Source organism: Streptomyces thermodiastaticus (genome assembly GCF_014656135.1).
In the GTDB taxonomy this organism is placed as follows: Bacteria; Actinomycetota; Actinomycetes; order Streptomycetales; family Streptomycetaceae; genus Streptomyces; species Streptomyces thermodiastaticus.
In genome coordinates this window covers 40,610-60,413 of the sequence record NZ_BNBV01000020.1, presented here as the reverse complement: position 1 = coordinate 60,413, position 19,804 = coordinate 40,610, and the positions used below count along the sequence as shown (strand labels likewise).

17 protein-coding genes and 1 pseudogene are annotated in these 19,804 nt (G+C 70.9%); 14 read left to right on the top strand and 4 right to left on the bottom strand.

Features of this window, described 5'->3' with window-relative positions:
- The first annotated feature begins 33 nt into the window (after window positions 1-33).
- Window positions 34-726 carry a demethylmenaquinone methyltransferase gene (locus IE286_RS18490; protein ID WP_189797872.1) on the top strand — a complete coding sequence of 231 codons (693 nt, stop codon included), beginning with the start codon at window positions 34-36 and terminating at the stop codon, window positions 724-726.
- A 16-nt stretch (window positions 727-742) separates the two neighbouring features.
- On the opposite strand, the gene IE286_RS18485 is transcribed toward IE286_RS18490, so the two are convergent.
- Together IE286_RS18485 and IE286_RS18480 are read right to left on the bottom strand one after the other, a co-directional pair.
- Window positions 743-1,078, bottom strand: coding sequence for a PASTA domain-containing protein (locus IE286_RS18485; protein WP_189797871.1), 336 nt, complete (start codon window positions 1,076-1,078; stop codon window positions 743-745).
- 100 nt (window positions 1,079-1,178) lie between these two features.
- Window positions 1,179-1,678, bottom strand: a pseudogene (locus tag IE286_RS18480) (GNAT family N-acetyltransferase).
- Window positions 1,679-1,778: 100 nt separating this feature from the next.
- Here IE286_RS18480 and IE286_RS18475 point away from each other — a divergent pair.
- Window positions 1,779-3,071, top strand: a complete 1,293-nt coding sequence (locus tag IE286_RS18475) for a geranylgeranyl reductase family protein (protein WP_189797869.1) — start codon at window positions 1,779-1,781, stop codon at window positions 3,069-3,071.
- A gap of 152 nt (window positions 3,072-3,223) precedes the next feature.
- On the opposite strand, the gene IE286_RS18470 is transcribed toward IE286_RS18475, so the two are convergent.
- Complete coding sequence (locus tag IE286_RS18470; protein WP_189797868.1) at window positions 3,224-4,051, bottom strand: C40 family peptidase; 828 nt, start codon at window positions 4,049-4,051, stop codon at window positions 3,224-3,226.
- 390 nt (window positions 4,052-4,441) lie between these two features.
- Entirely contained in the window at window positions 4,442-6,061 is a 1,620-nt protein-coding gene (locus IE286_RS18465) for an ATP-binding cassette domain-containing protein (protein ID WP_189797867.1), read from the bottom strand.
- A gap of 903 nt (window positions 6,062-6,964) precedes the next feature.
- Between IE286_RS18465 and IE286_RS18460 the strand changes: the two genes are divergently transcribed.
- Genes IE286_RS18460 through nuoL form a run of 12 tightly spaced genes read left to right on the top strand, consistent with a single transcriptional unit; the run spans window position 6,965 to window position 19,804 of the window.
- A complete protein-coding gene (locus tag IE286_RS18460) occupies window positions 6,965-7,324 on the top strand; it encodes an NADH-quinone oxidoreductase subunit A (protein WP_125496959.1) in 360 nt (119 codons plus the stop codon).
- A 13-nt stretch (window positions 7,325-7,337) separates the two neighbouring features.
- Window positions 7,338-7,892, top strand: a complete 555-nt coding sequence (locus IE286_RS18455) for a NuoB/complex I 20 kDa subunit family protein (RefSeq protein WP_189797866.1) — start codon at window positions 7,338-7,340, stop codon at window positions 7,890-7,892.
- On the top strand, window positions 7,889-8,671 hold the full coding sequence (locus tag IE286_RS18450; protein WP_229863100.1) for an NADH-quinone oxidoreductase subunit C: 783 nt from the start codon (window positions 7,889-7,891) through the stop codon (window positions 8,669-8,671). The genes IE286_RS18455 and IE286_RS18450 overlap by 4 nt, the downstream gene beginning before the upstream one ends.
- The gene (locus IE286_RS18445) at window positions 8,668-9,999 is read left to right on the top strand and encodes an NADH-quinone oxidoreductase subunit D (protein WP_189797865.1); all 1,332 of its coding nucleotides are present in this window, start codon (window positions 8,668-8,670) and stop codon (window positions 9,997-9,999) included. Before IE286_RS18450 ends, IE286_RS18445 begins: the two co-directional genes overlap by 4 nt.
- Complete coding sequence (nuoE, locus tag IE286_RS18440) at window positions 9,996-10,913, top strand: NADH-quinone oxidoreductase subunit NuoE (protein WP_189797864.1); 918 nt, start codon at window positions 9,996-9,998, stop codon at window positions 10,911-10,913. Before IE286_RS18445 ends, nuoE begins: the two co-directional genes overlap by 4 nt.
- Entirely contained in the window at window positions 10,910-12,262 is a 1,353-nt protein-coding gene (gene nuoF, locus IE286_RS18435) for an NADH-quinone oxidoreductase subunit NuoF (RefSeq protein WP_189797863.1), read from the top strand. Before nuoE ends, nuoF begins: the two co-directional genes overlap by 4 nt.
- Window positions 12,259-14,763 (top strand): NADH-quinone oxidoreductase subunit G, encoded by a 2,505-nt coding sequence (locus IE286_RS18430; RefSeq protein WP_189797862.1) that lies wholly within the window; start codon window positions 12,259-12,261, stop codon window positions 14,761-14,763. Before nuoF ends, IE286_RS18430 begins: the two co-directional genes overlap by 4 nt.
- Entirely contained in the window at window positions 14,760-16,124 is a 1,365-nt protein-coding gene (gene nuoH / locus IE286_RS18425) for an NADH-quinone oxidoreductase subunit NuoH (protein ID WP_189797861.1), read from the top strand. Before IE286_RS18430 ends, nuoH begins: the two co-directional genes overlap by 4 nt.
- Window positions 16,117-16,755: an NADH-quinone oxidoreductase subunit NuoI gene (gene nuoI / locus IE286_RS18420; protein ID WP_189797860.1), complete on the top strand. Its 639-nt coding sequence runs from the start codon at window positions 16,117-16,119 to the stop codon at window positions 16,753-16,755. The genes nuoH and nuoI overlap by 8 nt, the downstream gene beginning before the upstream one ends.
- Window positions 16,755-17,594: an NADH-quinone oxidoreductase subunit J gene (locus IE286_RS18415; protein WP_189797859.1), complete on the top strand. Its 840-nt coding sequence runs from the start codon at window positions 16,755-16,757 to the stop codon at window positions 17,592-17,594. Before nuoI ends, IE286_RS18415 begins: the two co-directional genes overlap by 1 nt.
- The gene (nuoK, locus tag IE286_RS18410) at window positions 17,591-17,890 is read left to right on the top strand and encodes an NADH-quinone oxidoreductase subunit NuoK (protein WP_189797858.1); all 300 of its coding nucleotides are present in this window, start codon (window positions 17,591-17,593) and stop codon (window positions 17,888-17,890) included. Before IE286_RS18415 ends, nuoK begins: the two co-directional genes overlap by 4 nt.
- Window positions 17,891-17,905: 15 nt before the next feature.
- Complete coding sequence (nuoL, locus tag IE286_RS18405) at window positions 17,906-19,804, top strand: NADH-quinone oxidoreductase subunit L (RefSeq protein WP_189797857.1); 1,899 nt, start codon at window positions 17,906-17,908, stop codon at window positions 19,802-19,804.

The following is a 19,804-nucleotide window of genomic DNA, read 5'->3' as shown; positions in this document are numbered from 1 at the left end:
GGCGGCGTGCGGCCGCCTGCCACAATGGGCCCCGTGACCCGCGCATCCCTGGACAAGCAGCCGCACGAAGTCGTCTCGATGTTCGACGGCGTGGCGGAACGGTACGACCTGACCAACGACGTGCTGTCCCTGGGACAGGACCGCAGGTGGCGCAAGGAGGTCGCCCGCGCCGTCGACGCCCGTCCGGCGCAGAAGGTCCTCGACCTCGCCGCCGGCACGGCCACCTCCTCGCTGCCCTTCACCCGCACCGGCGCCTACGTCGTCCCCTGCGACTTCTCGCTCGGGATGCTCCAGGTCGGCAAGCGGCGGCACACCTGGCTGCCGTTCACCGCCGGCGACGCCACCCGGCTGCCGTTCAAGGACGACACCTTCGACGCGGTCACCATCTCCTTCGGGCTGCGCAACGTGCAGGACACCGACGCGGCCCTGCGGGAGATGCACCGGGTGACCCGGCCCGGCGGGCGCGTGGTCATCTGCGAGTTCTCCCACCCCACCTGGGCGCCGTTCCGCACCGTCTACACCGAGTACCTGATGCGCGCCCTGCCGCCGCTGGCGCGGGCGGTGTCCTCCGCCCCGGACGCCTACGTCTACCTCGCCGAGTCCATCCGTGCCTGGCCCGACCAGGCGGCGCTGGCCGAACGGCTGCGGAAGGCCGGCTGGTCGCAGGTGGCCTGGCGCAACCTCAGCGGCGGCATCGTGGCCCTGCACCGCGGTTTCAAGGACTGACGCGGGCCCGGGTGGCTCAGGCGGGCCCGACGGCGCACGGCTCGCCCGGCTCGTCGAGTGCACGGTGCGGGCCGTCCGAGGGCGGTGGCGGGACGCGTGGTTCGCGGACGCCTCCGGCGCCCTCGCCCGGCCCGAAGTCGAACCAGACGTACACCATCGAGTCCCGGGGCACCTCCGCCCCGGGCTGCGGATACTGGCGGACGACGTGGTCGACGACGGTGCGGTGGAAGTCGGGCCGGTCCGGTGCGCTCAGCCACAGGCCCCGTGCCCGGGCGATCTCGCGGGCGTCCACCGCCATCAGCCCCACCAGACGCGGCACACGGACTTCGGGTGTCTTGGGTGTCGGGTACACGGGCGTCACCCCCAGCGGTACTGGCAGGGTAGCCGTCAGGTGTGCCGCCAGGAAGCGCCTGGTGCCTTACCGTGACAAATCACTACTGTGAGTGACTGCTTCACGGGTCGAGCCGGCAGCGGTGATGCTCCCGCTGCGACACCGGCTCCCGGCAGCTTGCCGCCCGGCGCATCCCGAGCCGCCGGGCGACCGCGGCGGACCGTGCGTCGCGGGCGTCCACCACGGCCACCACGCGTGGCACACCGGCCGCCCGCAGCCGCTCAAGGGTGAGCCGCGCGGTGGCGGTTGCCGGCCCCCGGCACCGGTGCGCCCGGCCGAGCCGCCGGCCGATCTCGATCTCGCCCTCGGGGCCCCGGTCCCGCTCCCACGGCTGGACGCCGGTGAAACCGGCGACCCGGTCCTCGGCGTCGAGGACCGTCCACAGGCCCAAGCCGCGCACGGCGTCGTGCCGGCGGGCGGTCAGCTCCTCGTACAGCGACAGGCCGGCGACCTCGCCGCCCGCGGGGAACTCCATGACCTCGCGGTCGTGGAAGACCCGGTGCCAGGCGACGGCGTCTCGTCGGTGGGAACACGCAGCCGTATCACGGGAAGTGCTCGCATCACGGGACAGCCCTTCGGTCGGTTGATCAGCACCGCTGCATAGACTGCCCATGTCCAGTGCCGTTCGGCACGCAGCAACCGAACTTGGGGAGATCCCGCCGTGACCGTCGTGACTGAGCCCCTCTCCGAGAACACCGCCGACGTCATCGTCGTGGGCGCGGGGCCGGCGGGGTCGACCACCGCGTACCACCTCGCACGTGCCGGACTCGACGTCCTGCTGCTGGAGAAGACCCGGTTCCCGCGCGAGAAGGTGTGCGGCGACGGCCTGACCCCGCGGGCCGTCAAGCAGCTCGTGGCCATGGGCATCGACATCTCCGAGGAGGCCGGCTGGCTGCGCAACAAGGGGCTGCGCATCATCGCCGGCGGGGTGCGGCTGCAGCTGGACTGGCCGGAACTGGCCTCCTTCCCCGACTATGGCCTCGTCCGCAAGCGCGACGACTTCGACGAGCAGCTCGCCCGGCAGGCGCAGAAGGCCGGTGCGCGGCTGTTCGAGCGCTGCAACGTCTCCGGTCCGATCGTCGACGACCGCACCGGCCGCATCACGGGTGTGACGGCCAAGCTGGGCGAGGAGAAGCGTGAGGTCACCTTCCACGCCCCGCTCGTCGTCGCCGCCGACGGCAACTCCACCCGGCTGTCCCTGGCCATGGGGCTGCACCGCCGCGAGGACCGGCCGATGGGCGTGGCCGTCCGCACCTACTTCACCTCGCCCCGGCACGACGACGACTACCTGGAGTCCTGGCTGGAGCTGTGGGACCGGCGCGGCCCGCAGGACCGGCTGCTGCCCGGCTACGGCTGGATCTTCGGCATGGGCGACGGCACCTCCAACGTCGGCCTGGGCGTGCTCAACACCTCCGCCTCCTTCAAGGAGCTGGACTGGCGCGAGATCCTCAAGGCCTGGTGCGCCTCCATGCCCGAGGACTGGGGTTTCACCCCGGAGAACATGACCGGCCCCATCCGCGGTGCGGCCCTGCCGATGGCCTTCAACCGCCAGCCGCACTACACGCGCGGGCTGCTGCTCGTCGGCGACGCCGGCGGCCTGGTGAACCCGTTCAACGGCGAGGGCATCGCCTACGCGATGGAGTCCGGCCAGATCGCCGCCGACGTCATCGTCCAGGCGCACGCCCGCGGCACGGCCGCCCGGCGTGAGCTCGCCCTCCGGCGCTACCCGCAGGTGCTGAAGGACACCTACGGCGGCTACTACACGCTGGGCCGCGCCTTCGTGAAGCTCATCAGCAACCCGAAGATCATGCAGATCGCCACCCAGCGCGGCCTGACCCACCCGGTGCTGATGAAGTTCGCCCTCAAGCTGCTGGCCAACCTCACCGACCCGACCGGCGGCGACGCCATGGACCGCATCATCAACGGCCTGTCCAAGGTGGCGCCGAAGGCCTGAGCAGGTCCCGAAAGCCTGAGCAGGCCCGGGGCGCGCCGGACGTGACGGCACCGCGCGGACCGGTGCGCCACCGGCCCGCGCCGTGAACGCCCGAAGGGCCGCTGCCCCCGAGCGGCTGCGGCCCTTCGTTCCGTACGGCGTGCGCGGTGCCGTCAGAGCACCCGCACCGCGCCGGACGGCGGGTCGTACGACAGCGGCCTCTCCACGACACCGGAGGAGGGGTTCTGCGCGCCGACGAACATACCGTCACCGACGTACACGGCCACGTGGTACGCGCTGCCCGCGCCGCCCCAGTACAGGATGTCGCCCGGCTGGAGGTTCGACAGCGACACCTGGGTGCCCGCGGTGGACTGGTCCTGGGAGACACGCGGCAGGTCCACACCGACCTGCTTGAAGGCGGCCTGCACCAGACCCGAGCAGTCGTACGCCGACGGACCGGTGGCCCCGGAGACGTACGCCTTGCCGATCTGGGCCTTGACGAAGGAGAGGACGGCGGCGACCGAACCGGTGGCGGTGGAGGAACCGGTGGACGCCGAGACGCCGGAACCGGTGCTCACCGAGGCGGCCAGCACGGTCCGCGCGCTGGTGCGCGAGGCGCGCTCGGCGGCAGCCTTGCGGGCGGCCTCCTCGGCCTTCTTCTTCTTTTCGGCCTCGGCCTTCTTCTTGGCCTCGGCCAGGTCCGCCTCGGCCTGCCGTGCGGCCTTGGCGGCGGCCGCGTCACGCTCGGCCTGCAGCTCGTAGTCCGCGGCCGCCTGAGCGGTGGCGTCCGCGGACTGGGCGACCTGGGCGGCCAGGCCATCGGAGAGGGTGGGCAGTTCGAGGGTCTGGGTGACCGGCTCGGCGGCGTTCGCCGAGGAGGCCGACGCACCCGTCACTGCCAGTGTGCCGAGAACCCCACCGGCAACCCCGGCCCGCATCGCGATCCTGGACGCGCTACGGCGGGGCTTCCGGTGGCTGCGTATGTGAGCGGTGTGGGACATGGGAACAACCGGTATCAGGGCCTCCTCCGTATCTTCAACAAACGTGTGATGCGCCACATTTGCTCGGTCGGGGCCGTGAAGCCCTGATGTGAGGGCCTTTATTGACGCCACAACGGACATGGCGGACCGGAGTGATCATGGGCGTGATCATGGGCTTTCGTCATTACGCCCGATTTGCTCCGCGCCTATCACCGGTCGGGATCGTTGGCCAAGCCCGCTTTCTGTGCGCAGCTCGAAGGTGTGGCTAAGGTCACGGAACGGTCACTGCGGCCGGGGTGTCCGTGCGTGCGGCCGCCCTCGACGTCCGCCGCGCCCCGCGGGTGCGGGGACCGGAGGGTCCGCACGCCTGCGGCAGGTTCCGCTGTGTCCCGTCGTGTGCCTGCTGTCCCGTCAGCGGGCACGCTCCACCCGGCGTTCGTCCCACACCAGCTCCGGCATCTCGCGTACCCGGCCGTCGCTGCCGAACACCAGGAAACAGTCGTAGGACCGCGCGAACCAGCGGTCGTGGGTGACCGCCAGCACTGTCTTCTCGTAGGACTCCAGGCCCTCCTGGAGGGCTTCCGCCGACTCCAGGTCCAGGTTGTCCGTCGGCTCGTCCAGCAACAGCGCGGTGGTGCCCGCCAGTTCCAGCAGCAGGATCTGGAAGCGGGCCTGCCGGCCGCCGGAGAGCCGGTCGAAGGTCTGGTCCGCCTGGCGGTGCAGTTCGTAGCGGCGCAGCACGGACATGGCCGCGCCGCGGTCCCGGGCGTGCTCCGTCCACAGGATGTCCACCAGCGTGCGGCCCATCAGCTCGGGACGCGCATGGGTCTCGGCGAAATGGCCGGGCACCACCCGCGCGCCCAGCTTCACCTTGCCCGTGTGGGCGATGTCCTCCCCGGCCGGCAGCCGCAGGAAGTGCGACGTGCCCGAGCCGTTGGAGCCGGCGACCGCCACCCGCTCGCCGTAGAAGATCTCCAGCGAGAACGGCTTCATCAGCCCCGTCAGCTCCAGCTGCTCGCAGGTGACGGCCCGCACCCCGGTCCGCCCGCCCTGAAGACGCATCCGGATGTCCTGCTTGCGCGGCGGCTCGGGCGGCGGCCCGATCTCCTCGAACTTCCGCAGCCGGGTCCTCGCCGCCTGGTGCCGGGAGGCCATGTCGTCGCTGCGCGCGGCGTACTGCTGCAGGTCCTGCACCAGCCTCTTCAGCTGGGCGTGCTTCTCGTCCCAGCGGCGGCGCAGCTCCTCGAACCGGGCGAACCGCTCCTGCCGCGCCTTGTGGAAGGTGCCGAAGCCGCCTGGGTGCACCCACACCTCGGAGCCGGCCGGTCCCGGCTCCACCGCGACGACGCGCCCGGCGGCACGGGCGAGCAGCTCCCGGTCGTGCGAGACGAACAGCACTGTCTTGCCGGTCTGGGCGAGCCGGTCCTCCAGCCACCGTTTGCCCGGTACGTCCAGGTAGTTGTCGGGCTCGTCCAGCAGCAGCACCTCGTCAGGGCCGCGCAGCAGCGCCTCCAGCGCCAGCCGCTTGCGCTCACCGCCCGACAGGGTGCGCACCTCGCGCCACTGCGCCTTGACGTACGGCACGCCGAGCGCGGCCATGGTGCACATGTCCCGCAGCGTCTCCGCCTCGTAGCCGCGCGCCTTTGCCCAGTCGGCCAGGGCCTGGGCGCAGGTCATCCGGACGGCCTCGTCGTCCACCGTCATCACGAGGTGCTCGGCCTCGTCGACGGCGCGGGCGGCCTGCCGGATGCGCGGCGGCGCCACCGACACCAGCAGATCGCGGACCGTGCTCGCATCCCGTACCGATCCGACGAACTGCCGCATCACCCCGACACCGCCGCTGGAGGTCACCGTGCCGCCGCGCGGCCTCAGCTCGCCGGACAGCAGGCGCAGCAGGGTCGTCTTGCCGGCGCCGTTCGCGCCGGCCAGGGCCGCCACCGTCCCCTCGCCGACCCGGAACGACACGTCGTCGAGCAGCACCCGCCCGTCGGGCAAGCGGTACTCGAGGTGCGAGGCTTCGAGGTGTCCCATCGCGGCGCGTCCTTGTCCGTGGGCGGGTGTGTGCGCGGGCCGCCGCGGCCGCGGACCGGGCCCGTCGCCGGTGGGGGCGCGGGCCTCGCGGCGGCTCGTCCGGTGGGCGGCCGGGAGCGGCCGGGAGCGGCCGGGAGCGGCCGGGACAGCGGTGCAGGCGGTGCGCTCGCTCCCTTCGGGCCCAACTCGCCGGTGCTCACCACATTTTTCGTGCGGGCGGCGGTCGTCGGCGGTGGGCCGGCCACCGTCTCCGGCAGCGGGGTGGGTGGCCACGACGGCCGGCGTCGGGCGCCGGCACCCGTCCGCCTCCCCGCCCCTGCCCGCCGACGCGCCGGGCGCCGACGACCGGAGCGACGCCGCCGGCGGGCCGCGTCCCTCGGCCGGAGCGGCCGGTTCCGAGGCCGAACACGTCCATGACACGGCCGTGCGGACCGGGCCGATCGGGAGCCGCACCAGGGCCGGCACGCTTGTGAATGTGTGAACACGTCCACATCGCGCCCCGCCGTCGTCCCCGGGTGTGAAAACAAGCCCTATATCAAGGTCTTGACGTCCAGCGCCACTTTGCGGTGGACGCCGGTCATCTGATAATGCGGACCGGTCTTTACCTGCAAAGACGCGGTAAAATGTCACCAGTGGTGATCGCACGGGTGCTTCACGTGCGAAGATCACCGCTGATCCGGCTTGGTGATCGTTCGTCAGGTGGCAAAGATCACAAAGCTTGTGCGATACCCCGTGTCGCAGATCACAGAGCGTCGGGCATAAGATGCCCTGCAGTTGGGCTTGTGACCTGCTTCACATGTTCTCGATCTTCGCCGGGACAAGCGGGGGTGGTGGGACACATGAGACGGCCGTGAGTCCACGCAACCGCCAGCAGTCAGTGCCGACTGAGAGGAGCGAGGAGCGGTGAACGCGTATGCGCCCATCCTCGTACTGGGAGCCCTCGGGGCAGCCTTCGCGATCTTCTCCGTGGTGATGGCCACGCTGATCGGACCGAAGCGGTACAACCGCGCCAAGCTCGAGGCCTACGAGTGCGGCATCGAGCCGACCCCCACGCCGGCGGGCGGCGGGCGCTTCCCCGTCAAGTACTACCTGACGGCGATGCTCTTCATCGTCTTCGACATCGAGATCGTCTTCCTCTATCCGTGGGCCGTCACCTTCGACGCCCTCGGTGTGTTCGGGCTCGTGGAGATGCTGCTCTTCGTGCTCACCGTCTTCGTCGCCTACGCCTATGTCTGGCGGCGCGGCGGCCTGGAATGGGACTGAGGGGCCAACTGACATGGGACTCGAAGAAAAGCTGCCGAGCGGTTTTCTGCTGACCACCGTCGAGCAGGCCGCGGGCTGGGTGCGCAAGGCGTCCGTCTTTCCCGCCACCTTCGGCCTGGCCTGCTGCGCGATCGAGATGATGACCACCGGCGCCGGCCGTTACGACCTGGCGCGTTTCGGCATGGAGGTGTTCCGGGGCTCGCCCCGGCAGGCCGACCTGATGATCGTGGCGGGCCGGGTCAGCCAGAAGATGGCGCCGGTCCTCAGGCAGGTCTACGACCAGATGCCCAATCCCAAGTGGGTGATCTCCATGGGCGTCTGCGCCTCCTCGGGCGGCATGTTCAACAACTACGCGATCGTGCAGGGCGTCGACCACATCGTCCCCGTCGACATCTATCTGCCCGGCTGCCCGCCCCGGCCCGAGATGCTGATGGACGCCATTCTCAAGCTCCACCAGAAGATCCGCGCAGGCAAGCTCGGCGTGCACGCCGAGGAGGCGGCCCGCGAGGCGGAGGAGGCGGCGCTCAAGGCCCTGCCCACGATCGAGATGAAGGGGCTGCTGCAGTGAGCGACGCCAACGGCACCAGCAAGGCGACCGGGCCTGACGCCGTGAACGGCGCGGCGAACGGGGTGAACCCGGAGAAGGACCTCGCCGCGGCCAACCTCCCCGGCCGGCGCGGCGAGGGCGGCGAGGAGATCCGCGTCCAGCGCGGCATGTTCGGCGCGAACAACGGCGGCGACACCTCCGGCTACGGCGGCCTGGTCCGCTCCATCCGGCTCCCGGGACCGGCGAGCCGGCCCTACGGCGGCTGGTTCGACGAGGTCGCCGACGAACTGGAAGGCGCCCTGGAGGAACAGGGCCTGCTGCCCGAGAACGCCATCGAGAAGACGGTCGTCGACCGCGGCGAGATCACCTTCCACATCGAGCGCGAGCACCTGGTGCGCGTCGCCCGCACCCTGCGCGACGACCCGGCGCTGCGCTTCGAGCTGTGCACCGGCGTCAGCGGCGTCCACTACCCGCACGACAAGGGGCGCGAGCTGCACGCCGTCTACCACCTGCGCTCCATCACCCACAACCGGCTGATCCGCCTGGAGGTCAGCGTCCCGGACCGCGACCCGCACATCCCGTCGCTGTTCTCGGTCTATCCGACCTGCGACTGGCACGAACGCGAGACCTACGACTTCTTCGGGATCGTCTTCGACGGCCACCCGGCCCTGACGCGGATCATGATGCCGGACGACTGGCAGGGCCATCCGCAGCGCAAGGACTACCCCCTCGGCGGCATCCCCGTCGAGTACAAGGGCGCCCAGATCCCGGCTCCGGACCAGCGGAGGTCGTACTCATGAGCACGCACACCCCGTCGTCCGCGACCCCCCGCGAAACCACCGAAGGCACCGTCTACACGGTCACCGGCGGCGACTGGGACGAGGTCGTCCAGTCCGCGGCGCGCGCCGACGACGAGCGCATCGTCGTCAACATGGGCCCGCAGCACCCCTCCACCCACGGGGTGCTCCGGCTGATCCTGGAGATCGAGGGAGAGACGGTCACCGAGGCCCGCTGCGGCATCGGCTATCTGCACACCGGCATCGAGAAGAACCTCGAGTACCGCACGTGGACGCAGGGCACCACGTTCGTGACGCGCATGGACTACCTGACGTCCTTCTTCAACGAGGCCGCCTACTGCCTCGCCGTGGAGAAACTCCTCGGCATCGAGGACCAGGTTCCCGAGCGCGCCACGGTCATCCGGGTGCTGCTGATGGAGCTGAACCGGCTCTCCTCCCACCTGGTGTGCATCGCCACCGGCGGCATGGAGCTCGGCTCCACCACGATCATGATCTACGGGTTCCGGGACCGCGAGATGATCCTGGACCTCTACGAGCTGATCACCGGGCTGCGGATGAACCACGCCTTCATCCGTCCCGGCGGACTCGCCCAGGACCTGCCGCCCGGCGCGGTCGACCGGATCCGCGAGTTCGTCAAGAAGATGAAGAAGAATCTCCCGGAGTACGACAAGCTCGCCACCGGGAACCCCGTTTTCAAGGCCCGCATGCAGGATGTCGGCTACCTCGACCTGGCCGGCTGCATGGCCCTCGGCGCCACCGGCCCCATCCTGCGGGCCACCGGCCTGCCCCACGACCTGCGCAAGGCCCAGCCGTACTGCGGGTACGAGACGTACGACTTCGACATCCCCACCGCCGACACCTGCGACGCCTACGGCCGGTTCCTGATCCGGCTGGAGGAGATGCGCCAGTCGCTGCGGATCGTCGAACAGTGCCTGGACCGGCTGCAGCCCGGCCCGGTCATGGTCGCCGACAAGAAGATCGCCTGGCCCGCCCAGCTCGCCCTGGGGCCGGACGGCCTCGGCAACTCCCTCGACCACATCAAGAAGATCATGGGCACCTCCATGGAGGCCCTGATCCACCACTTCAAGCTGGTCACCGAGGGTTTCCGCGTCCCGCCGGGACAGGCGTACACGGCGGTGGAGTCACCCAAGGGCGAACTCGGCGTGCACGTCGTCTCCGACGGCGGCACCCGCCCCTACCGGGTCCACTTCCGCGACCCGTCCTTCACCAACCTGCAGACCATGGCGGCGATGTGCGAAGGCGGCCAGGTCGCCGACGTCATCGTCGCCGTCGCGTCCATCGACCCCGTGATGGGAGGCGTCGACCGGTGACCACCTCTTCCTCGGAGCGGGCCGTCAGCCTGGGCATGCCCGAGCTGCCCGCCCCCGGCTACCCGGACGACGTCCGCGCCCGGCTGGAGGCCGACGCGCGGGAGATCATCGCCCGCTACCCCGACTCCCGGTCCGCCCTGCTGCCGCTGCTGCACCTGGTGCAGTCGGAGGAGGGCTACGTCACGCGCACCGGCATCCGGTTCTGCGCGGACGTCCTCGGCCTGACCACGGCCGAGGTCACCGCGGTCGCCACCTTCTACACCATGTACCGGCGCAAACCCTCCGGCGACTACCAGGTCGGGGTGTGCACCAACACGCTGTGCGCGGTCATGGGCGGAGACGCGATCTTCGAGGCGCTGCAGGACCACCTCGGCGTCGGCAACGGCGAGACCACCGACGACGGCACGATCACCCTGGAGCACATCGAGTGCAACGCGGCCTGCGACTACGCGCCGGTCGTGATGATCAACTGGGAGTTCTTCGACAACCAGACCCCCGAGAGCGCCAAGCGCCTGGTCGACGACCTGCGCGCGCGACGGACCGTCACCCCCACGCGCGGCGCGCCGCTGTGCACCTTCCAGCAGACCGCCCGGATCCTGGCCGGCTTCCCCGACGAGCGGCCCGGGGCCACCGAGGCCGGCGGCAGCGCGGGAGAGGCCTCGCTCGCGGGCCTGCGCCTGGCCAAGGGACAGGCCGCCCCCGCACGCGTCGTCCACCCCCGCGAGACCGGCCCGGACGACGTGCCGCACGGCACCGTGCACGAGCCGTCGCCCGCGGAGCACCTCAGCTCCCACGACAGCCCGCAGCCGACCTCGGCCTCCGACCCGCACCACCCGTCGCCCGCCGTCCGGGACGAAGGTGACGCACCCCGCACGTCGGGCGGTGCGGCACCCGACGCGAAGGAGGGGGAGTGATGACCTTGGCAGCCGAACTGAAGGACTCCAGCCCGGAGAAGCTGCTCGCTCCCGTGCTGTCGTCCTTCTGGGACGAGGACCGGTCCTGGACGCTCGACGTCTACCGGAAACACGACGGCTACGAGGGGCTGCGCAAGGCACTCGCCATGTCGCCCGACGACGTCATCGCCTACGTCAAGGACTCCGGTCTGCGCGGGCGCGGCGGCGCGGGCTTCCCGACCGGGATGAAATGGCAGTTCATCCCCCAGGGCGACGGCAAACCGCACTACCTGGTGGTCAACGCCGACGAATCGGAGCCCGGCACCTGCAAGGACATCCCGCTCCTGTTCGCCAACCCGCACGCCCTCATCGAGGGCATCGTCATCGCCTGCTACGCCATCAGGTCCTCGCACGCCTTCATCTACCTGCGCGGCGAGGTCGTCCCCGTGCTGCGGCGGCTGCACGCGGCCGTCCGCGAGGCCTACGCGGCCGGCTACCTCGGCCGGAACGTCCTCGGCAGCGGCATGGACCTCGACGTCACCGTGCACGCCGGCGCCGGCGCGTACATCTGCGGCGAGGAGACCGCGCTGCTGGACTCCCTCGAAGGGCGCCGCGGCCAGCCGCGCCTGCGTCCTCCCTTCCCCGCGGTCGCCGGCCTGTACGCGTGCCCCACGGTGGTGAACAACGTCGAGTCCATCGCCTCGGTTCCCGCCATCCTGAGGAACGGCAAGGAATGGTTCCGGTCGATGGGCAGCGAGAAGTCGCCCGGCTTCACGCTCTACTCCCTCTCCGGCCATGTCGCCCGCCCCGGCCAGTACGAGGCCCCGCTCGGCATCACCCTGCGCCAGCTGCTCGACATGAGCGGCGGCATGCGCCCCGGGCACCGGCTGAAGTTCTGGACGCCCGGCGGCTCCTCCACCCCGATGTTCACCGAGGAACACCTCGACGTCCCGCTGGACTACGAGGGCGTCGGCGCCGCCGGATCCATGCTCGGCACCAAGGCCCTGCAGTGCTTCGACGAGACCACGTGCGTGGTGCGGGCCGTGACCCGGTGGACCGAGTTCTACGCCCACGAGTCCTGCGGCAAGTGCACCCCGTGCCGCGAAGGCACCTACTGGCTGGTGCAGCTGCTGCGGGACATCGAGGCCGGCCGGGGCAGCAAGGCCGACATCGACAAGCTGGAGGACATCGCCGACAACATCAACGGCAAGTCCTTCTGCGCCCTCGGTGACGGCGCCGCCTCGCCGATCTTCTCCTCCCTGAAGTACTTCCGCGCCGAGTACGAGGAGCACATCACCGGCCGCGGCTGCCCCTTCGACCCCGCCAAGTCGACGGCCTGGGCGGACAAGCACACGGAGGTGCTCGCATGACCGTGACCACCAACGCGCCCTGGCAGGGCGGTGCGGCGGCCGTCCCGCCGGAGGACCTGGTCACGCTGACCATCGACGGCATCGAGATCAGCGTGCCCAAGGGCACCCTGGTCATCCGGGCCGCCGAGCAGCTCGGCATCGAGATTCCCCGGTTCTGCGACCACCCGCTGCTGGACCCGGCCGGGGCCTGCCGCCAGTGCATCGTGGAGGTCGAGGGCCAGCGCAAACCCATGGCCTCGTGCACCATCACCTGCACCGACGGCATGGTCGTCAAGACCCATCTGACCTCCCCGGTCGCGGAGAAGGCCCAGAAGGGTGTGATGGAGCTGCTGCTCATCAACCACCCGCTGGACTGCCCGGTGTGCGACAAGGGCGGCGAATGCCCGCTGCAGAACCAGGCCATGTCGCACGGCCACGCCGAGTCCCGCTTCGAGGGCAAGAAGCGGACCTACGCAAAGCCGGTTCCGATCTCCTCGCAGGTGCTGCTGGACCGGGAGCGGTGCGTGCTGTGCGCCCGCTGCACCCGCTTCTCCCAGCAGATCGCCGGCGACCCGATGATCGACCTGGTCGAGCGGGGCGCGCTGCAGCAGGTCGGCACCGGCGAGGGCGACCCCTTCGAGTCGTACTTCTCCGGCAACACCATCCAGATCTGCCCGGTCGGCGCCCTCACCTCGGCCGCCTACCGCTTCCGCTCCCGCCCCTTCGACCTGGTCTCCTCGCCGTCGGTGTGCGAGCACTGCGCGGGCGGCTGCGCCACCCGCACCGACCACCGGCGCGGCAAGGTGCTGCGGCGGCTCGCCGCGAACGACCCCGAGGTCAACGAGGAGTGGATCTGCGACAAGGGGCGGTTCGCCTTCCGCTACGCCGAGCTGAAGGACCGGCTGACCACCCCGCTGGTGCGCAACCCGGAGGGCGACCTCGTGCCGGCGTCCTGGCCGGAGGCGCTGGAGATCGCCGCCCAGGGCCTGCTGGCCTCCCGCGGCCGCACCGGCGTCCTCACCGGCGGCCGGCTCACCGTCGAGGACGCCTACGCCTACAGCAAGTTCGCGCGGGTCGCGCTCGACACCAACGACATCGACTTCCGCGCCCGCGTGCACAGCGGTGAGGAGGCCGACTTCCTGGCCGCCCGCGTGGCCGGCCACGGCCGGGACCTCGACGGCACCGGCGTGACCTACACCGCCCTGGAGCAGGCGCCCGCCGTCCTCCTCGTCGGATTCGAGTCCGAGGAGGAGGCGCCCGCGGTCTTCCTCCGGCTGCGCAAGGCCTGGCGCAAGCACCGCCAGAAGGTCTACGCCCTGGCCACGCACGCCACCCGGGGCCTTGAGAAGGCGGGCGGCATCCTGCTGCCGGCCGCGCCCGGCACCGAGACGAAGTGGCTGGACGCCCTGGCCGGCGGCGTCGGCCTGGAGGGTGACGGCGCCCGCGCCGCGGTCGCGCTGCGCGAGGAGAACGCCGTGATCGTGGTCGGCGAACGGCTCGCCGGCGTGCCCGGCGGACTGACCGCCGCCGTCCGGGCCGCCACCGCGACCGGCGCACGGCTGGTGTGGATCCCGCGCCGGGCCGGCGAGCGCGGCGCGATCGAGGCGGGCGCGCTGCCGTCGCTGCTGCCGGGCGGACGCCCGGCCACCGACCCGCGGGCCCGGGAGGAGGTCGCCGCCGCCTGGGGCGTGGCCGCGCTCCCGCACGGCTACGGCCGGGACACCGGGGAGATCCTCGAGGCCGCCGCGACCGGTGAGCTGCAGGCGCTGCTGGTGGCCGGTGTGGAGGTCGCCGACCTGCCCGACCCGGCACGGGCCCGGGCCGCCCTGGCGGAAGCCGGCTTCCTGGTGTCGCTGGAGCTGCGGCCCAGCGAGGTCACCGAGCACGCCGACGTGGTGCTGCCCGTCGCCGCGGTCGCGGAGAAGGCCGGCAGCTTCCTCGACTGGGAAGGCCGGCTGCGCCCCTTCGAGGCCGCGCTGAAGCCGGACCAGATGACTCGCCGGCTCAACCCGTCCGACCTCAGGGTGCTGCAGATGCTCGCCGACGCCATGGACGTCCACCTGGGACTGCCGGACCTGCGCACCGCCCGCGCCGAGCTGGGCCGGCTCGGGGTGTGGACCGGGACGCGCGCCGCCGACCCCGAGCAGCGCGCCGGCGCCCTGCCCCGGCCGGCCGCCGGCGAGGCCGTGCTCGCCGGGCACCGCCTGCTGCTCGACCAGGGCGTCCTGCAGCAGGGCGACGAGGCGCTCGCCGGCACCCGGCACGCGGCTTGCGCCCGCCTGTCGCCCGCCACGGCCGCCGAGGCGGGCGTGCGGGACGGCGAGATCGTCGCCGTGACCGGTCCCGCCGGATCGGTGCGGTTCCCGCTTCAGGTCACCGACATGCCCGACCGGGTCGTGTGGCTGCCGCTGAACTCCGCAGGCTCCGGCGTCGCCTCCGACACCGGCGCGCTGCCCGGCTCCCTGGTCCGTATCGGCCCGGCGCCCCGCGCCACCGAGGCCCCGAAGGAGGTGGAGGCGTGAGCCGGTACCTCGCCGCAGAGAACCTGTCGGTGTTCGGCACCGACCCGTGGTGGCTGATCGTCGTCAAGGCGGTGTTCTGCTTCGCCTTCCTGATGCTGACCGTGCTGTTCGCCATCGTCTGGGAGCGCAAGGTCGTCGCCTGGATGCAGCTGCGCATCGGCCCCAACCGGCACGGCCCGTGGGGCCTGCTGCAGTCGCTGGCCGACGGCGTGAAGCTGATGCTCAAGGAGGACATCGTCGTCCGCCGCGCGGACAAGGCCGTCTACGTCCTCGCGCCCGTCGTCGCGGCCGTCCCCGCGTTCATGGCGATCGCGGTGATCCCCTTCGGCCCGGCCGGCAACGAGATCTCCGTCTTCGGCCACCGCACCGCGATGCAGCTGACCGACCTGCCGATCGCCATGCTGTACATCCTCGCGGTCGCCTCGGTCGGCATCTACGGCATCGTGCTGGCCGGCTGGAGCTCCGGCTCCACCTACCCGCTGCTGGGCGGCCTGCGCTCGTGCGCCCAGATGATCTCCTACGAGATCGCCATGGGTGCCGCGTTCGCCTCGGTGTTCCTGTACTCCGGGTCGATGTCGACGTCGGCGATCGTCGAGCAGCAGCACGACCGCTGGTACATCGTGGTGCTGCCGGTGTCGTTCCTGCTGTACATCGTCACGATGGTCGGCGAGACCAACCGCGCCCCGTTCGACATGCCCGAGTCCGAGGGCGACCTGGTGGGCGGCTTCAACACCGAGTACTCGTCGATCAAGTTCGCGATGTTCATGCTCGCCGAGTACGTGAACATGGTGACCGTCTCGGCCGTGGCCACCACCCTCTTCCTCGGCGGCTGGCGGGCCCCGTGGCCGGTCAGCACCTTCTGGGAGGGCGCGAACCACGGCTGGTGGCCGATGCTCTGGTTCGTCGTCAAGGTGCAGCTGCTGCTGTTCTTCTTCATCTGGCTGCGCGGCACCCTGCCCCGGGTGCGCTACGACCAGCTGATGAAGCTCGGCTGGAAGGTGCTCATCCCGGTCTCCGTGACCTGGCTGATGCTCGTCGCCGCGATGCGCACCCTGCGCAACGAGAACTACGGCTTCACTGACATCGCCCTCTACGTCGTCGGCGCCGTCCTGGCGCTGCTGCTCATCTCCTTCGTCGCCGACCTGTTCCGCGACAAGGCCAGGCGGGCCGAGCAGCCCGCCTCCCAGCCCGCCGTCTTCGACCCGATGGCCGGCGGATTCCCCGTCCCGCCGCTGCCCGGCCAGGAACTGCCGCCGGTGCCCCGGCGCCGTCCCCGCCGCGAACGCGAACTGATCGTCAGCGGCGGGCCCGACACCGTCCACGACGGACCTACGGAGGGAAAGGAGGCGTCCGATGGCTGAGGAGCCCAAGGAGACCAAGCCCGGTTTCCTGAACCCCGTGGCCGGCTTCGGCGTGACCTTCAAGGCCATGTTCAAGAAGCGGCTGACCGAGCAGTACCCGGAGCAGAAGAAGCCCACGGCTCCGCGCTTCCACGGACGGCACCAGCTCAACCGCCATCCGGACGGCCTGGAGAAATGCGTCGGCTGCGAGCTGTGCGCCTGGGCCTGCCCCGCCGACGCCATCTATGTCGAGGGCGCCGACAACACCGACGAGGAGCGCTACTCCCCGGGCGAACGCTACGGCCGCGTCTACCAGATCAACTACGCCCGCTGCATCCTGTGCGGCCTGTGCATCGAGGCCTGCCCCACGCGCGCGCTGACCATGACCAACGAGTACGAGCTGGCCGACTCCAGCCGCGCGAACCTCATCTACACCAAGGAGCAGCTGCTCGCCGGCCTGGAGGAGGGCATGGTCGACACGCCCCACGCCATGTACCCGGGCACCGACGAGCAGGACTACTACCGGGGCCTGGTGACCGAGGCCGCACCGGGGACGGTGCGTCAGGTCGCCGTCTCCAAGGGCGAGGTGCCGCCCGAGGAGACGTCCGCCGCCGACGACCGCGAGCAGGCGCCGAAGAAGGTGATCAGCTGATGACCGCACAGCTCGCCGCCTACACCACGTCCACCGGGGAGGCCGTCCAGTTCTGGATCCTGGGCACCATCGCGGTGATCGGCGCCCTGTGCACCGTCTTTCTGAAGAAGGCCGTGCACAGCGCGCTGAGCCTGGCGGGCACCATGATCGTGCTGGCGGTGTTCTACCTCGCCAACGGCGCGTACTTCCTCGGCATCGTGCAGATCGTCGTCTACACCGGCGCGATCATGATGCTGTTCCTGTTCGTGGTGATGCTCGTCGGTGTCACCGCGGCGGACTCGCTGAAGGAGACCATCAAGGGCCAGCGCTGGCTGGCCGCGCTGTGCGGTCTCGGCTTCGGCATCCTGCTGCTCGCGGGCATCGCCAACGCCTCCCTGAAGGACTTCGCCGGCACCGGCCGGGCCAATGCGAACGGCAACGTCGCGGGGCTGGCGTCCGTCATCTTCACCAAGTACGTCTACGCCTTCGAACTCACCGGCGCCCTGCTCATCACGGCGGCCGTCGGCGCCATGGTCCTCACCCACCGCGAGCGCACCGAGCGGGCCAAGACCCAGCGCGAGCTGTCCGAGCGGCGCGTGCGCGAGGGCACCTACGTGCCGCCGCTGCCCGCCCCCGGTGTCTACGCCCGGCACAACGCCGTCGACATCGCGGGCCTGCTGCCCGACGGCACCCCGTCCGAGCTGACCGTCAACCGGACCCTGCGCGAACGCGGCCAGATCCGGGACGTCTCGGCCGAGGCGCTGAACGACCTGAAGGCCCTGGAGCGGCGCGCCGCCGAGCGCCTGGAGCGCCCCCAGATCCCGGCGACCTTCAAGCGGACCGAGGAGGCGTCGCAGTGAACCCCGTCAACTACCTGTATCTCGCCGCCGTGCTGTTCACGATCGGTGCCACCGGTGTGCTCGTCCGGCGCAACGCCATCGTGCTCTTCATGTGCATCGAGCTGATGCTCAACGCCTGCAACCTCGCGTTCGTCGCCTTCTCCCGGATGCACGGCAACCTCGACGGCCAGATCATCGCCTTCTTCACGATGGTCGTCGCCGCGGCGGAGGTCGTGGTCGGGCTCGCGATCATCGTGTCGCTGTTCCGTACCCGTCACTCGGCCTCGGTCGACGACGCCAGCCTGATGAAGCTGTAAGGGGTCGGAAGAATCGTGGAGAACCTGATTGCGCTGCTGATCGCGGCGCCTCTGCTCGGAGCGGTCGTCCTTCTCGTCGGCGGCCGCCGGCTCGACGCCGTCGGCCACTGGCTGGGCACCCTGCTCGCCGCGGTCTCCTTCGTCATCGGCCTGGTGCTCTTCGCCGATCTGCTCGGCCGGGGCGCCGACGACCGCACCGTCACCCAGCACCTGTTCAGCTGGATCCCGGTGGCCGGGTTCCAGGCGGACGTCACCTTCCGCCTGGACCAGCTGTCCATGACGTTCGTGCTGCTGATCACCGGCGTCGGCTCGCTGATCCACCTGTACTCCGTCGGCTACATGGAGCACGACGAGCGCCGCCGCCGCTTCTTCGGCTACCTCAATCTCTTCCTCGCGGCGATGCTGCTGCTCGTCCTCGCCGACAACTACCTGCTGCTGTACGTCGGCTGGGAGGGCGTCGGCCTGGCCTCCTACCTGCTGATCGGCTTCTGGCAGCACAAGCCCAGCGCGGCCACCGCGGCGAAGAAGGCGTTCCTGGTCAACCGCGTCGGCGACGTGGGCCTGTCGATCGCGGTCATGCTGATGTTCACCACCTTCGGCACCTTCGCCTTCGGGCCGGTCCTCGGCCACGCCCAGGACACCTCCGAGGGCAAGCTCACCGCCATCGGGCTGATGCTGCTGCTCGCCGCGTGCGGCAAGTCGGCCCAGGTGCCGCTGCAGTCCTGGCTCGGCGACGCCATGGAGGGCCCGACCCCGGTCTCCGCCCTCATCCACGCCGCGACCATGGTGACCGCGGGCGTCTACCTCATCGTCCGCTCCGGCGCCATCTTCGACGCCGCCCCCGACGCACAGCTGGCCGTCACCGTGGTCGGCGCGGTCACCCTGCTGTTCGGTGCGATCGTCGGATGCGCCAAGGACGACATCAAGAAGGCGCTGGCCGGGTCGACCATGTCGCAGATCGGCTACATGGTGCTGGCCGCCGGCCTCGGCCCGATCGGCTACGCCTTTGCGATCATGCACCTGGTGACCCACGGCTTCTTCAAGGCCGGCCTGTTCCTCGGCGCGGGCTCCGTGATGCACGGCATGAACGACGAGGTCGACATGCGCGCCTACGGCGGCCTCAGGAAGTACATGCCGGTCACCTTCGTCACCTTCGGCCTCGGCTATCTCGCGATCATCGGTTTCCCGGGCCTGTCCGGCTTCTTCTCCAAGGACAAGATCATCGAGGCGGCCTTCGCCAAGGGCGGCACCGAGGGCTGGATCCTCGGCGGCGCGGCCCTGCTGGGCGCCGCGATCACCGCGTTCTACATGACGCGGGTGATGCTGATGACGTTCTTCGGCGAGGAACGCTGGCGCAACCGCACGACCCCGGCGGGCACCCCGCACCCGCACGAGTCGCCGAAGGTCATGACGATCCCGATGATCGTGCTGGCCGTCGGCTCGGTGTTCGGCGGTGCGTTCTTCTCCGTCGGCGACCGCTTCCTGCACTGGCTGGAGCCGGTCACCGGGCACAGCGAGGGCCACTCGCCCGTCGGCGCGGCCACGGTCACCGGGGCGACCCTGGCGTGCCTGGTGATCGGGGTGGCCGTCGCCTGGGCCCAGTACGGCCGCAAGCCGGTCCCGGCCGTCGCCCCGCGCGGATCGCTGCTCACCCGGGCCGCCCGGCGCGACCTGCTCCAGGACGACTTCAACCATGTCGTCCTGGTCCGCGGCGGTGAACACCTCACCCGCTCCCTGGTGTACGTCGACCACAACCTGGTCGACGGAGCCGTGGGCGGCACGGCGGCCGCGATGGGCGGCCTGTCCGGGCGGCTGCGCCGGGTGCAGAACGGCTTCGCCCGCTCCTACGCGGTCTCGATGTTCGGCGGTGCGGCGCTCCTGATCGCCGCGACCCTGCTGATGAGGGCGGTCTGA